This is a genomic window from Nocardiopsis sp. NPDC006832 (genome assembly GCF_040635885.1).
In the GTDB taxonomy this organism is placed as follows: Bacteria; Actinomycetota; Actinomycetes; order Streptosporangiales; family Streptosporangiaceae; genus Nocardiopsis.
In genome coordinates this window covers 1-13548 of sequence record NZ_JBEYLC010000044.1, presented here as the reverse complement: position 1 = coordinate 13548, position 13548 = coordinate 1, and the positions used below count along the sequence as shown (strand labels likewise).

Annotated in this window: 16 protein-coding genes; 11 read left to right on the top strand and 5 right to left on the bottom strand. The window is 69.6% G+C overall.

Features of this window, described 5'->3' with window-relative positions:
• The first annotated feature begins 129 nt into the window (after window positions 1–129).
• The 6 genes from ABZ717_RS19855 to ABZ717_RS19830 all read left to right on the top strand — a co-directional run bounded on the left by ABZ717_RS19855 (window position 130) and on the right by ABZ717_RS19830 (window position 4417).
• Complete coding sequence (locus ABZ717_RS19855; RefSeq protein WP_358512644.1) at window positions 130–891, top strand: (2Fe-2S)-binding protein; 762 nt, start codon at window positions 130–132, stop codon at window positions 889–891.
• A gap of 66 nt (window positions 892–957) precedes the next feature.
• On the top strand, window positions 958–1413 hold the full coding sequence (locus ABZ717_RS19850) for a hypothetical protein (RefSeq protein WP_358512641.1): 456 nt from the start codon (window positions 958–960) through the stop codon (window positions 1411–1413).
• A gap of 93 nt (window positions 1414–1506) precedes the next feature.
• Entirely contained in the window at window positions 1507–1941 is a 435-nt protein-coding gene (locus tag ABZ717_RS19845) for a helix-turn-helix domain-containing protein (RefSeq protein ID WP_358512638.1), read from the top strand.
• A 65-nt stretch (window positions 1942–2006) separates the two neighbouring features.
• A complete protein-coding gene (locus ABZ717_RS19840) occupies window positions 2007–2837 on the top strand; it encodes a class I SAM-dependent methyltransferase (RefSeq protein ID WP_358512635.1) in 831 nt (276 codons plus the stop codon).
• 62 nt (window positions 2838–2899) lie between these two features.
• Window positions 2900–3871 (top strand): pyridoxal-phosphate dependent enzyme, encoded by a 972-nt coding sequence (locus tag ABZ717_RS19835; RefSeq protein ID WP_358512632.1) that lies wholly within the window; start codon window positions 2900–2902, stop codon window positions 3869–3871.
• 138 nt (window positions 3872–4009) lie between these two features.
• A complete protein-coding gene (locus tag ABZ717_RS19830) occupies window positions 4010–4417 on the top strand; it encodes a MarR family transcriptional regulator (protein ID WP_358512629.1) in 408 nt (135 codons plus the stop codon).
• A 19-nt stretch (window positions 4418–4436) separates the two neighbouring features.
• Here the strand turns inward: ABZ717_RS19830 and ABZ717_RS19825 are convergent, their stop codons facing one another.
• Window positions 4437–5006, bottom strand: coding sequence for a GNAT family N-acetyltransferase (locus tag ABZ717_RS19825; protein WP_358512626.1), 570 nt, complete (start codon window positions 5004–5006; stop codon window positions 4437–4439).
• A 46-nt stretch (window positions 5007–5052) separates the two neighbouring features.
• The gene (locus tag ABZ717_RS19820; protein WP_358512623.1) at window positions 5053–5706 is read right to left on the bottom strand and encodes a TetR family transcriptional regulator C-terminal domain-containing protein; all 654 of its coding nucleotides are present in this window, start codon (window positions 5704–5706) and stop codon (window positions 5053–5055) included.
• Between the two features lie 62 nt (window positions 5707–5768).
• Here ABZ717_RS19820 and ABZ717_RS19815 point away from each other — a divergent pair, with 62 nt between their 5' ends.
• Together ABZ717_RS19815 and ABZ717_RS19810 are read left to right on the top strand one after the other, a co-directional pair.
• Window positions 5769–6452: a GAP family protein gene (locus ABZ717_RS19815; RefSeq protein ID WP_358512620.1), complete on the top strand. Its 684-nt coding sequence runs from the start codon at window positions 5769–5771 to the stop codon at window positions 6450–6452.
• Between the two features lie 120 nt (window positions 6453–6572).
• Entirely contained in the window at window positions 6573–7277 is a 705-nt protein-coding gene (locus ABZ717_RS19810; RefSeq protein ID WP_358512617.1) for a sensor domain-containing protein, read from the top strand.
• A gap of 101 nt (window positions 7278–7378) precedes the next feature.
• Here the strand turns inward: ABZ717_RS19810 and ABZ717_RS19805 are convergent, their stop codons facing one another.
• Window positions 7379–7804 carry a MerR family transcriptional regulator gene (locus tag ABZ717_RS19805; RefSeq protein ID WP_358512614.1) on the bottom strand — a complete coding sequence of 142 codons (426 nt, stop codon included), beginning with the start codon at window positions 7802–7804 and terminating at the stop codon, window positions 7379–7381.
• Between the two features lie 125 nt (window positions 7805–7929).
• Between ABZ717_RS19805 and ABZ717_RS19800 the strand changes: the two genes are divergently transcribed.
• Window positions 7930–8835, top strand: a complete 906-nt coding sequence (locus ABZ717_RS19800; protein WP_358512611.1) for an NADP-dependent oxidoreductase — start codon at window positions 7930–7932, stop codon at window positions 8833–8835.
• Window positions 8836–8852: 17 nt separating this feature from the next.
• On the opposite strand, the gene ABZ717_RS19795 is transcribed toward ABZ717_RS19800, so the two are convergent.
• Window positions 8853–9692 carry an alpha/beta fold hydrolase gene (locus tag ABZ717_RS19795; RefSeq protein ID WP_358512608.1) on the bottom strand — a complete coding sequence of 280 codons (840 nt, stop codon included), beginning with the start codon at window positions 9690–9692 and terminating at the stop codon, window positions 8853–8855.
• A 155-nt stretch (window positions 9693–9847) separates the two neighbouring features.
• Here ABZ717_RS19795 and ABZ717_RS19790 point away from each other — a divergent pair, with 155 nt between their 5' ends.
• Window positions 9848–11752, top strand: a complete 1905-nt coding sequence (locus ABZ717_RS19790; protein WP_358512605.1) for an ABC transporter ATP-binding protein — start codon at window positions 9848–9850, stop codon at window positions 11750–11752.
• Window positions 11753–11978: 226 nt separating this feature from the next.
• Here the strand turns inward: ABZ717_RS19790 and ABZ717_RS19785 are convergent, their stop codons facing one another.
• Window positions 11979–12509 carry a sugar O-acetyltransferase gene (locus ABZ717_RS19785; RefSeq protein WP_358512752.1) on the bottom strand — a complete coding sequence of 177 codons (531 nt, stop codon included), beginning with the start codon at window positions 12507–12509 and terminating at the stop codon, window positions 11979–11981.
• Between the two features lie 86 nt (window positions 12510–12595).
• On the opposite strand from ABZ717_RS19785, the gene ABZ717_RS19780 reads away from it, so the two are divergent.
• Complete coding sequence (locus ABZ717_RS19780; protein ID WP_358512602.1) at window positions 12596–13300, top strand: SDR family NAD(P)-dependent oxidoreductase; 705 nt, start codon at window positions 12596–12598, stop codon at window positions 13298–13300.
• The last annotated feature ends 248 nt before the right edge of the window (window positions 13301–13548 follow it).

The window sequence follows — 13548 nt, the reverse complement described above, 5'->3', positions numbered from 1 at the left end:
GGACCCCCGCGGCACGAGGTCAGCAGCACGAGAGTGGCGGGTGGTGCCAGCACTACCCGGTCGGGTGCGGGACCATACCCAGGGCATCGCCGTCGGGTCGGCGGGCTGTGGTGGGGGGAAGGGGAACGTGTGGGGCGCGAGCGCGACATCGCCGGGGACGTCGAGGGGCCGGCTTCCCTCTTGGCCCCGGTCCTTGAGGACATCGCCGGGATCAACATGTTCTTCGCGTTGGAGACGCGCGGCCCCGAACAGGGGTGGGTGGCGGCGCTGGGCGGTGGATTGTCCCCAAAGCTCCTGACGGCGGAGGTGGAGGCCGTACGGAGCCGACTGGCCGCGCCCTTCGGCGGCGGGGCCGAGGACGTGGAGTGGCGGGTGGGCGCCTCCCTGTTCCACCAGGGCCTGGCCTCACGGGTGCTGTCCCCGGTACTGGCGGCGGCCCTGTACCACGGGGTGCGCCTGGACCCGTGGCGGCTGTTCGTGCGCCCGGGCGGACCGATGGTCGTGCGCACCACCCAAACCGGGGCACGCCCCCTGGCCTCCCCGGTTCCACAGGAGATCGCCCGGGGCCCGGTCGAGGAAACGGTGACGGGTCTGGAAGGGGTCGCCGCCGCGCTGGGAGGGGTGGGCGGTATCGCTCCGGGCCTGTTGCGCGGCAACACCGCGGCGGCGCTGGCCGGCGCCGCCCTCTCCCTGGGCAGGGCCCGCCCCGAACACCACGAAAGCGCCGAACAGGTGGTGCGCACACTGCTGTCCAGGCCCTGCCTGAAGGGCACCGGAACCTACACCGGGACGAAGGAGCAGGGACGTGCGGGTTTCCGACGCACCACCTGTTGCCTGTACTACCGTCTCCCCGAGGGCGGGCTGTGCGGAGACTGCGCCTTGCGGCCCTGACCGGCGCCTTGACACCTTCGACGCCACGACGAGGCTGAGACGGCTCTCTTTGGGCACCAATGGGATGTGACCTCTGCGAGCGGCGGCCCCGGTGATTCCCCCCGACCCCGGCCGAACCGCGACAACCTGTGGGGACCCCTGGCCTGCGCGGCGGCGTCCGCCGTACTCGCCCCCGTCCTGGCCCTGTGCCTGCTGATGGTGCCGGCCCTGTTCGCCTTCGCCGGGGTCACCCGGGGACTGGGCGAGGTGTGGCCGTTGGCGCTCGCGGTGGCCGCCATCGCCTTCCTACTGCTGTGGGGCTACAGCCGGTTGCTGCGTTTCCTGGGGGAGGACTTCCCCTGGCCGGTGGCGGTGGCGAGCCTGGCGCTCGGGGTCGTCCTGGGCATGCTCTACCGCCCCGGTTCGCTGGGCTACACCGACTGGATCCAGGTCCCCACGGTGCTGTGGGCCTTCCTGGTGGTGTGGCTGCGCCTGACCGGACGGATCCGATGGCGGCGCACCACCCCGACCGAAGCCGCCTGAACCACGGAGCTTCCCCAAACCGCCCTTCCATCGCCGATCAGGGGTGGTTGGGGGTAACGTCGGGGTGGTTCAGGGATGTTCGGGGAGGTTGGTGTGGCCCAGCAGTACTACTCGGTGGATCAGGTCGCGGAGCTGTTGGGCCTGCACGTGAAGACCGTGCGTGCCTACGTGCGCCAAGGACGACTGGCGGCCACGCGGATCGGTAAGCAGTATCGGATCCACCGCAAGGACCTGACCGAGTTCACCGGCGGCGAGCCCGAACAGGACGGGACCGGTGAGGGTGGTCCCCGGGTGGAGGTCTCCACGGTCCTGCAGGTGGAGGACGTGGACCGCGCGATGGCCGATCGGATCAGCACCCTGGTCACCTCCTCCACCACCGGGGCCTCGGGAGGCGGAATCCCGGCCCAGTCCCAGGTGGTGTACGACCCCGAACGGGCCCGGCTACGTGTGGTCCTGGTGGGCGGCTTGGAGGAGACGGGCAGGATGCTGGACTTCGTCCGCGCCCTGGTCGGGCAGGACCACACCTGACCATCTTCAGGAGACCTGAAGGGGTGTGGAACCACCCCCGGAGTTGCGACGAAGGACGGCACGCGATGGCTCGTTACACCCATGGCCAACATCCCACGGTCACAGGCTCCTACCTTTGGCGCGACGCCGAGAACTCCGCCGCTTACGCGCTGGCCGAGATGCTCCCGGGGCGTTCCCTGTTGGACGTGGGCTGTGGGCCGGGAAGCATCACCTTGGACCTGGCCCGACGTGTGGCGCCCGGGCCGGTCACCGCCTTGGACGCCTCCGCCGAGGCCGTCGAACAGGCCCGAGCCTTGGCCGAGAAGGAGGACGTGACCGGCATCGACTTCCGTGTCGGCGACGTCCACGACCTGGCTCTGCCCGACGACTCCTTCGACGTGGTCCACGCCCACCAGGTCCTACAGCACGTGGCCGACCCGGTGCGGGCCCTGGCCGAGATGGGCAGGGTGACCCGCCCGGGTGGGGTCGTGGCGGCCTGTGACAGCGACTATTCGGGGATGTACTGGTATCCGTTGCTGCCCGAACTGGACGCGTGGATGGACCTGTACCAGGCGGTGGCGCGCGCCAACGGCGGCGAGCCCGAGGCCGGTCGGCGCATGCACGCCTGGGCGCGCGCGGCCGGTTTCGAGGACATCACCTACGTGTCCGAGGTGTGGAACCACTCGGCCCCCGACCGTCGCACCTGGTGGGGACACATGTGGTCACGGCGGATCCTGGAGTCGGATCTGGCCCGCCAGGCCGTGGACGAGGGGTTCGCCACCCGCACCGACCTGGAGGAGATCTCCCGGGGGTGGAGGCGCTGGAGCGAGCACCCCGACGGGGTGTTCGTCGTCCCCCGCGGCGCCGTCCTGTGCCGGGTGTCCGAGGGGACCTTCGGCGGCCCGACCCGGGCGTAGTGGCCCGGTGCGGGGCACACATGAACGACCCGTGTTCTTCCAACACATCTGGGAAGGTGCCCATGCACGCCACGGACCTGGACGTCGCCCGGATCGAAGAGGCCACGCGCCTGATCGACCCGGTCTTCCTGAACAGCCCGCAGTTCTTCGAGGAACAGCTGTGCTCGGTGCTCGGGCGGCGGGTGCTCACCAAGGTCGAGACCCTCAACCCGCTGCGCAGCTTCAAGGGCCGCGGGGTCGACCTGCTCGCCCGTGAGTTCTCCCCCGGCACCGAGCTGGTGTGCTCCTCCACTGGAAATTTCGGGCAGGCCATGGGTTACGCCGCCGCCCGGCACGGCATGAGCGCGCACGTGTTCGTTCCGTCGGGCACCAACCCGGTGAAGATGAGGCGGATGGTCGCGCTGGGCGCGTACGTGCACGAGATCGAGGGCGACCGGTTCAAGCATGAGGCCCGACGGTTCGCCGACCGGGACCCGAACCGGGTGTTCGTCGAGGACGGAGAGCACCCCAGGGTGGCCGAGGGGGCGGGCACCATCGGGGTGGAACTGCTGGAGGTCGAGGGCATGGACACGATCGTGCTGCCGGTGGGCGACGGCGCACTGATCACCGGGGTGGCACGGTGGACCAAGGAGCACGCCCCGCACATCCGCGTCGTGGGGGTGTGCGCCACGGGCGCGGCGAGCATGGTCGACAGCTGGAAGGCCGGGCGAGCGGTGTCCACCGAGGTAGCCGACACCTTCGCCGAGGGCATCGCCATCAACCGACCCATCGCCGCCTCGGTGGAGCGCATGAGGGCATTGGTCGACGACATGGTGGTGGTGGACGACGTCGACATGCTCGACGCGATGCGCCTGGTGTTGGAGACCGTCGGTGTGCTGCCCGAACCCGCGGGCGCGGCCGGGATCGCCGCCCTTCGGGTGCACGATCTGCCGGGTGCGACGGTGGCGACCGTGATCACCGGAGCCAACGTCCCCACGGCCCTGCTCCCCGACGTTCTCGCCCACGACACGGGTCCCTCTCAGCCGGTGTCGTAGGAAAGAGGGCGAGTCGGACATGCTCGCGGGCGGGCGAACGGGTACGACACCTTGGAGGAATGCCGGCCGCGCCCCTCGGCGGCGAGATAGCGTCGAGGAAGCGCCGTCGCGGGCGCCGTCGTCCCCACCGGAGGAAGCATGTCCGACCTGCCGATCGGTTACTGGCTCAAACACCTGGACCGGCTCATCGAGAGCGACCTGGACCGGGTGCTGGCGGCGGACTCGCTGGGGCGCCGCCAGTGGCAGGTGCTCAGCTCACTGCACCGCGAACCCGCCACCCTGTTGGAACTGGACCAGCGCCTCCTGCCGTTCCTGGAGGAGGGCGAGGACGGCGTGGGGCCGGTGGTGGAGGCGTTGCGGCGGCGCGGTTGGGTCAGCGGCCTGGTCTCTGTGGAACTCACCGAGGAGGGCACACGCGCCCACGACGCGTTGTTGGAACGTGTTCAGGGCACTCGGGCCCGGCTGATCGCCGGGATCAGTGATCAGGAGTACCGGGCCACCGTCGACGTGCTGGAGCGGATGTCGGCCAACCTGGAACAGGGCTGAGCCCGTTCCAGGGGTCGGCTCACAGCGGTAGTTCGCGGGTGAGCTCGACGAAGGCCAGGTCGTCGCGCCTGGGCAGCCCGAACTCCTCGTGCCCGTAGGGGAAGGGTTCGATCTTGCCGGTGCGGGTGTAGCCGCGCCGTTCGTACCAGGCGATGAGCTCGGGGCGCTGCTTGAGCACCTTCATCCGCATCAGCCGGCTGCCCCACTCGCGCACGGCCATCTGCTCGGCCGCGGCCAGTACGGTCCGACCCAGGCCGGCGCCCTGAAGGTCCGGGCGGACCGAGAACATCCCGAAGTAGGCCCCGTTGACCCCGCGCTGCAGTTCACAGCAGGTGATGACCCCTTCCCGGGTCTCCCCCACCAGGACCAGGGTGTTGCTGCGGGCGAGCAGTTCGCCCATGCCTTGGGCGTCCATCCGCTGACCGTCGAGCAGGTCGGCCTCGGTGGTCCAACCCTGCTGGGGACCCTTACCGCGATAGCAGGAGTTGACCAGATCGACCAGGGCGGGCACGTCGGCCTGCGTCGCGGACCGAAAGTCGATGCGGCCCGCCGCGGTGGACGCGTCCTGGGCGTTCGGAATGGTCGTCACGCGCACTTCCCCCTCGTGTCCGTTCCGTCCCACAGTATGCCTCTCGTCACGGTGCGGTGCCCACTCGGTTCCCCTCCCCGGCCGGTGGACGGACGGATTCGATGTGGGCCAGAAAGGACCGTAGGCGGGCGAGGGCCGTCCGCGGATCGATCTGCTCGGGGTTGGTCATCAACTGCAGGGACAGCCCGTCGATGAAGGTGTGCAGGAACTCCGACCAGCTCTCCAACCAGGGGTCGGGGTGCACCAGGCCGGGGTCCTCAGGGGGTTCGATTCCGCCCAGGGCGGCGACCAGCCGTCGGTAGAGCCGGCGCTGTTGGTGCCAGCGGTGTTCGATCTTGGGGTCGAGGTAGTCGGGGTCGCCGGTGGCCTGCCAGGCCCGGTACTCGGCCCGTCGAGCCTGGTCCAGGGGCAGCATCTGTTCGACGAAGCCCATTACCCGGTCCACCAGGGACATCTCGGGGTCGAGGGCGTGCGCGTGCTCGGTCATGCGCTCGGTGACCCGCTCCTCGGACAGGTCGATCGCGTAGGTGAGCAGCTCTTCACGGGTCTGGAAGTAGTGGCGCAGGGCGCCGGTGGACAGGCCCGCCTCGGCCGCGACGCTGCGGATGGAGACCGCCTGTGGTCCGGACTCGGCGATCACCCGCCACAGGGCCTCGGCCAGGGCGCGGCGGCGTTCTTCATGGTCGACGATCTTCGGCACCCTTCCTTTTTAGCACACCTGTGTTATTTTATTTAGCACAGACGTGTGAAAAAGGAGGACGCATGCCGCCCCTGGACGTACTCATACCGGTCGCCGGCCTGGCGCTGCTGGACACCCTGAGCCCCACCACCCTGGGAGTCTCACTCTTCGTGCTGCTCAGCGGCGCCCGCGACATCGCCAGGCCGCTCTTCGCCTACCTGGGCACGGTCGCCCTGTTCTACTTCGTGCTGGGCTGCGCGATCATGCTCGGTCTGGGAGCCGCGCTGTCCCACCTGTCGCACCTGACCGACAGCCCCGCGACGGGCTGGGTCATGGTGGTCCTTGGCGGAGCCCTGTTCGCCTACTCCTGGGTGATGCCCACCAAGAAACGCGCCCCGCGCCGCCCCGCCACCCTGCGCACCACCACCATGATCGGCCTGGGCCTGGCCACCGGCCTGTTGGAGGCCGGTACCGCCTTCCCCTACCTGGGCGCGATCGGCGTCATGGGCACCGCCGGACTCACCGCCACCACCTGGGTGCCGATGCTGGCCGGCTACAACCTGATGATGGTGCTGCCGCCCGTTCTGCTCTACGTGGGCCACCGGCTCTTCGGTGAGCGCCTGCGCCCGCGCCTGGACCGCTGGCGCGAGAAGATCGATTCCGGCTCCCGGGAGGCGATGTCCTGGATCATCGGCATCGTCGGTGTGATCCTGGTGCTCAACGGCCTGCAGTTGATCGGCTTGGACGACCTGCTCAGCACCCGATGACCGTGTGGAGGGGACCCACCGCAACCGCCGGGGCGCCCACGCCCGGTGGTACCGGCCCCACCACGCTTACTCACCCTGACCACCCTGACACCGAGCGCCGCCGCGCGTAGCGTCGAGACCATGAGAACGCCCCCCTTCGTGCGCATGGTCCGTAACACCCGCTACCTGCTACTGGGCCTGCCCCTGGCGGTGGTCTCCTTCAGCCTGGTCCTGACCGGTCTCGTCGCCGGCGCCGGCACCTCGGTGCTCTTCGTGGGGCTGTTCCTGCTCTCGGGCACCCTGCTCCTGGCCCGGGGACCGGCGCACCTGGAACGCCTGCGCCTGTCCGACCTGCACGGACGAGCCGTGGTGCGCCTGCCCTACCGCCCGGCCCCCGCGGACGCCGGCCCCATACGCCGCCTGCTCAACCCCATGACCTGCGCGCGCAGTTGGATGGACGTCCTGCACGCGATCGTGGGCCTGCCCCTGGCCCTGGTCGGGTTCGTCCTGGCGGTGCTGTGGTGGTCCCTGGCCCTGGGCGGCCTGCTCTACCCGCTCTGGGGTTGGTCGCTCCACCTCATCCCCGGCTACACCGACGTGGGCAGCCACCTGCTTCCGGACAACCCGGCGTTGGCCACCCTGGTGGTGTACATGATCGGCGGCGCCCTGTTCGCCCTCACCCTGCCGATGGCACTACGCGTCCTGGCCGGGATCAACTCGGCCCTGGCCCGGATGTTGCTGCTGGCCCCCGAAGAGATCAGCGCACGCGTGCTCACCACCGGGAACACCATCGTCCCGACCCCTGAAGTGCCCGATCGGGAACGCCACTACGTCTCGCTGCGCTGACCCCGCCGGTGTGCCCCGGCTCTCGGGGCCGGCCACCAAGGCGGAGGTCCTTCGGGGGCACCGCTGAACCCCGTGGTGATCCGGTCTCGTACCCGAAGAGATCAACGCCCCTCGTGGGACCGCTTCCATATGGTCCCGGGCCGACCTCCGGGGCGAGTGTCGCCATGAGCGCAGCCCAGGTCCGGGTTTCGTGCCACACCGATGACTTCGTCGAGCCGGTCACGCACGGAGAGCAGGTCGGTGATCCGCTGCTCGATGAGCGCGCGTTCGTCCACCAACCGCTCCAACAGGGCAGGGGAGGTCTCGGTCTCACCCGAGTCCACGCACGGCAGTACCTCTCGGACGGTGGCACTCGTCAGGCCCGCGGCGTACAGCCGTTGAATCAACCTGACGCGTTCGACGGCGGATTCGGGATACCTCCGCTGGCCACCGGCGGTGCGGTCGGCGAGGAGCAGACGCTGTTCCTCGTAGTAGCGCAGGGCCCTCACGCTCACCCCCGACTGCTCGGCGACCTCACCGATCCGCACCTGTCCTCCTCCGGCCGAGAGACGGTCCCGGCTCGCCGATTTGCACCTCACGTCAACGTCAGGTTCTAGGGTAACGGCGATCGAACGAACACCTCGTCGAGGACCATCAAGGTAAGGCGGACATCATGCGCGCAGCACGCTTCCACGAATACGGCGGAGCGAAGAACCTGGTGATCGAGCAGGCCCTCGACCCCCACCCTGGCCCCGGAGAGATCCGTGTCCGTGTCGCGGCGGCCGGCGTCAACCCCATCGACTGGAAGCTGCGCACCGGCGCCCTGCACGAGGTGTTTCCCCTGGAGCTGCCCGCCATTCCCGGGCGTGAGGCCGCCGGGGTGGTCGACGAGATCGGTGACGGAGTGCGAAAGGTGAGCATCGGCGACCGCGTCTTCGGGCTGGGCGGTGTCACCGGAGCGACCGCCGAGTCGGTCGTCTTCTCGGCCTGGGCCCACACCCCCGCCACCTGGACCGATGAGCAGGCCGCCGGAGCCGCTCTGGCCTCCGTGACCGCGATGCGTGGACTGAACCCGCTCGGCTCCCTCCCGGGGCGAACCCTTCTCATCGAGGGTGCCGCCGGAGGCGTGGGCAGTGCGGCGGTCGAAATCGCCGCGGCACGAGGCGCCACCGTGGTCGGGACGGCGAGCGAACGCAACCACGAGTTCCTCACCTCTCTCGGTGCGATTCCCACCACCTACGGCCCCGGCCTCGCGCAGCGCCTCACCGCTCTCGCCCCGCGCGGCGTCGACATCGCGCTCGACACCGCGGCCTCCGGCTCACTGGAGGACCTCGTCGCGATCACGGGCGACCCGACTCGCGTCGCCACGGTCGCCGACCACGCGGGCGGGCAGCGTCTGGGCACGCACGTGGTCAACGCCGAGAACGATTCCGATCTCCTGTCCGCGGCCGCGGAACTGGGTCGGCAAGGCCACTACACACCCCGCATCGAACAGAGCTATCCCCTGAAGGCGATCGCCGACGCCCACGCGCGCGCCGAGCGCGGACGCACACGCGGAAAGATCGTCATCCTCTTCTGAGGGGGCAACGTCCCGGCTCAGGCGCGCAGGAACCCCAACACCGGTTCGGTCTGTTCCAGGACGGCGTGGCCCACACCGGGCAGCACTCGCACCTGGGCCTTCGGCGCCAGGGCACGCATGCGGCGGGCGGTACCGGCCGAATCGAACATCCGGTCCCGCCCGCCCACGATCACCGACACCGGCATGCTCAGGGCACGTAGTCCCTGGTCGGTGAAGATCGGTAGTCGCTCGGTGCGAGGCCGGAACCCGGAGAAGTTGTCCAGCACCGCTTCCAGCATCGTCCGGCCCGCGGGACCGTCCAGTCCCGTCAGGTAGCTGGTGGCGGCCACCCTGCCACGCCGACCGAACAGCATCAGCAGCCCGGCCCCCAGGATCCGCCATCGGCGCTGTGCGCCCACTCCTCCGGGGCAGACCACCACCAGCCGCGAGACACGTCCCGGGCGGCGGATCGCGTAGTCCAACGCCGTCCACCCGCCCAGCGACATCCCCGCCAGGGCCACACGCTCCAGGCCCAGCCCGGAGAGCACGTCGTCGAGCCACAGCGCGCTCGACTCCGTGGCCAGGTCCGGGCGGGAGGGGGCACTCAGCCCGGGTTCGCCGACCAGGTCCACCGCATGCACCCGAAAGTGCTCCGACCAGGCCGCGATGTCCGCGCGCCAGGTGGTGGCGTTGGCCCCCGATCCGTGTAGCAGTACCAGTGGCGGTGCCTGTTCGGGTCCGGTGACCAGGACGAAGGTCTGACCCTCCCGGGTGGGCAGGTGGCACCGCTCGGCCGGTACCGGCCACCGCTCCAGTTCCTGTTCGTATCGGTCCCGGATCCTTCGGGCCGTCTCTTCGTTGCGGTAGATCTTCTCCACTCGGACTCCCCTGTCCATCCTGAAACGACCCTAATCCTCCCTTAGTAAAGAAGTAAAGGGAATGATGAGGAACGCCACGTGCATAGATTGACCTCAATCAATATTGAGGTTCTACGGTTCAGGGAAGCCCGAACCCACGACCGATCGGCGGACCCATGAGCATGGAAATGGCCGCGTGGAACTCCATCTACCACGCGATGCACGCCAAGGAGGACCAGCGGCCCTTCTCCTTGCCCGTCCTACGTAGGATCGCCGGCTTCGCCCGCCCCCACGCCCGCCCGCTCATCTGGTTCCTGATCCTGAGCGTGGTCACCGCCGCCTTGGCCGTGGCCACACCACTACTGGCCGGACGCGTGGTCAACGCCATCATCGATGGTGGCGCCCTGCGCCCCGTCCTGCTCCTGGCCGGTCTCATCGCCGCCATCGCCGTCGCCGAGGCCGTCCTGGCCCTCATCGTGCGTTGGCTCTCCTCCCGCGTGGGCGAAGGACTCATCCTGGACCTGCGCACCACCGTCTACGACCACGTCCAACGCATGCCGGTCGCCTTCTTCACCCGCACCCGTACCGGAGCGCTGGTCAGTCGCCTCAACAACGACGTCATCGGCGCCCAACGCGCCTTCAGCGACGTGCTCTCCGGGGTGATGAGCAACCTGGTCACCCTCATCCTGGCCCTGGCCGTGATGATCACCCTGTCCTGGCAGATCACCCTGCTGTCGCTGCTGTTGCTGCCCGTCTTCGTCATCCCCGCCCGCCGCATGGGCGCCCGCCTGGCCAGGATCGAACGCGAACGCGCCCTGCACAACTCCGCCATGGGCACCCAGATGACCGAACGCTTCTCCGCGCCCGGCGCCACCCTGATCAAGCTCTTCGGGCGCCCCGCCGACGAGTCCGCGGAGTTCGCCCGCCGTGCCTCCCGGGTTCGCGACATCGGCGTGCGCACCGCCATGGTCCAAGAGGTCTTCTTCACCGCCCTGACCCTGGTCTCGGCCATCGCCCTGGCCCTGGTCTACGGGCTGGGCGGCTTCTACGCGCTCAGCGGTCGTCTGGACGCCGGAACCGTGGTGTCCATGGGCATGCTCCTGACCCGTCTGTACGCACCCCTCACCGCACTGGCCGGCGCCCGCGTGGAGGTCATGAGCGCCCTGGTCAGCTTCAGCCGTGTCTTCGAGGTACTCGACCTCAAACCGCTGGTGGACGAAAAGCCCGACGCCCGACCCCTGCCGGCCGGCCCGGTCTCCCTGGAGTTCGACGACGTCACCTTCGCCTACCCCACCGCCGACAAGGTCTCCCTGGCCTCCCTGGAGGAGGTCGCCACCTTGGATCCGGCCGATCACGGGCCCGTCCTGCACGGGGTGTCCTTCCACGTCGAACCCGGTCAGACCGTGGCACTGGTCGGCTCCTCCGGCGCGGGCAAGTCCACCATCGCCCAACTAACCCCGCGCCTGTACGACGTGGACACCGGTTCGGTACGCCTGGGAGACACCGACGTACGCGACCTGACCTTCGATTCCATCCGCGCCACCCTGGGCATGGTCACCCAGGACGGGCACCTGTTCCACGAGTCCATCCGCGTCAACCTCACCCTGGGCGCACCGCAGGCCACCGAGGAACAGGTCTGGGACGCCCTGCGCCGCGCACGACTGGACACCCTCGTCGCCGCCCTGCCCGACGGTCTGGACACGGTGGTGGGCGAGCGCGGCTACCGCTTCTCCGGTGGTGAACGCCAACGCCTGACCATCGCCCGACTACTACTGACCGACCCCGAGATCGTCATCCTCGACGAGGCCACCTCGGCGCTGGACTCCACCTCCGAGGCCGCGGTCCAGGCCGCCCTGAGCGAGGCCCTGCGTGGGCGCACCGCCCTGGTGATCGCCCACCGGTTGTCCACCATCCGCGCCGCCGACGCGATCCTGGTGGTGGAGGCCGGCCGGATCACGGAACGGGGAACCCACACCGAGCTGCTCGCCCGCGGTGGTCGCTACAGCGAGCTGTACCGCACCCAGTTCGCCCAGGAAACCGCCTCCGCCGACGACGGCGACCCCGTGCACGTGGCGGGCTGAGCCCCGCCGCCTCCGACCCCGTCCCCCGGTGGCGCCACACCGGGGGACGGATCACCCTTTCCACCGTCCAAAGGCATCGAGGTCCCTGCTTCCGGACGGTCGCGGTCCAGGAGCAGAAAGAGGAAGTTCCTCTTCACCTCGGAGGTGGTGGGCCAAGGTGTGACACCTTGGCCCTCACTCCGCCGTTGTACCGCGCGGGTACGACATTTCCCCGAGCCCGCCGAGGTCAGATCCGCTTGATCACCCTGGCGGGGTTGCCGACGGCGACCACACCGGCGGGCAGGTCCCGGGTGACCACCGCTCCGGCACCCACCACGCTGTTGTCGCCGATGGTCACACCGGGGCAGACGATCACGCCACCGCCCAGCCACACGTTCTCACCGATGGTGATGGGCTCGGCGGACTCCCAGCCGGCCTTGCGCTCGGCGGGATCGAGAGGGTGGGTGGGGGTGAGCAGTTGGACGTTGGGGCCCATCTGGGTGTGGGCGCCGATCCGGATCGGCGCCACGTCCAGCATCACCGCGCCGAAGTTGACGAACACCCCCTCGCCCAGGGTGATGCGGTGGCCGTAGTCCACGTACAGGGGCGGGCGCACGGCGGCGTTCTCACCCACTTCGCCGAGCAGGTCGCCCAACGCCTTGACACGCCCCTCATGGTCGTCGGACGCGGTGGAGTTGAAGACGTCCATGAGCTTGTGGCACCGGACGGCCTCGGCCGCCAACTCGGCGTCGACCCGGTAGGGCTCACCGGCGAGCATTCGTTCCTTGGCGCTGGTCACAGCGGTCCTTTCCGTGGCTGAAAACTCCGTCGAGCCTAACGCCACGCTCTGCGACAATGCCCATCATGCGATCCCCCACCCCCACGGTCCTGGTGAGCGGAGCCACCGGCGGCATCGGCGCCGCCCTGGTCGACGAACTCCTGCGACGCGAACGCCACGTGGTGGCGATGGGCCGTGACCTGGACCGTCTGGCCGACCTGGCCCGAACCCGGACGGGTGTGCGGACCGTGCTCGCCGATCTCGAACACCCTCAGACCCTGGCCGAGACGCTGGAGCCGCTGACCGAGGAGATCGGGGAGCTGTCGGCCTTCGTGCACTGCGCGGGACTCTCCCCGGTGGCGTCGGTGGCCGACTCCCCCGCCGCCCTGTGGAACCGGGTGCTGGCGGTCAACCTGATCGCCGCCGCCGAACTCGTCCGCCTCGTGCTGCCCGCCTTGCGCACCGCCAAGGGCCACGTGGTGCTGGTCAACGCCGCCCCCGGCCTACACGGGGTGCCGCGCTGGTCGGCCTTCGCCGCGAGCAAGGCGGGGCTGAGCGAGCTGGCCGGCGCCTTGCGCGCCGAGGAGGCCCAACACGGGGTGCGGGTCACCTCTGTCCACCCCGGAGGGACCGCCACCGAAACCCTGCGACGGGTGCGCGCGGACTTCGATCGGCCCTACGACCCTGAGGCCTGTATTCGCCCCACCACCTTGGCCGGGGCGATCGCGGACGTGCTGGATCTGCCCCGCGACGCGCTGGTCACCGAGCTGCACCTGCGCCCGGGTCCCTGAACCGGTACGGGGCCGCCTCGTCCGCTCGGTGCGGATGAGACGGCCCTTTCATTCCATTTTCCCGCGTAGCGGGACAAAGGCAGCCGAACCGCCGCTAGGCGGTCCGGCGTCCACCACAGGACACAGAAAGTAGACCCGTGTCGCCTGTATACCACTCTCGTGTCTGTGACTCGCAAGGTTCGCCGGTTCTCCGGTGGCGTGTACGACCTCGGACTCCACGTCGTGTGGTGTTCGAAGTACCGCCGACC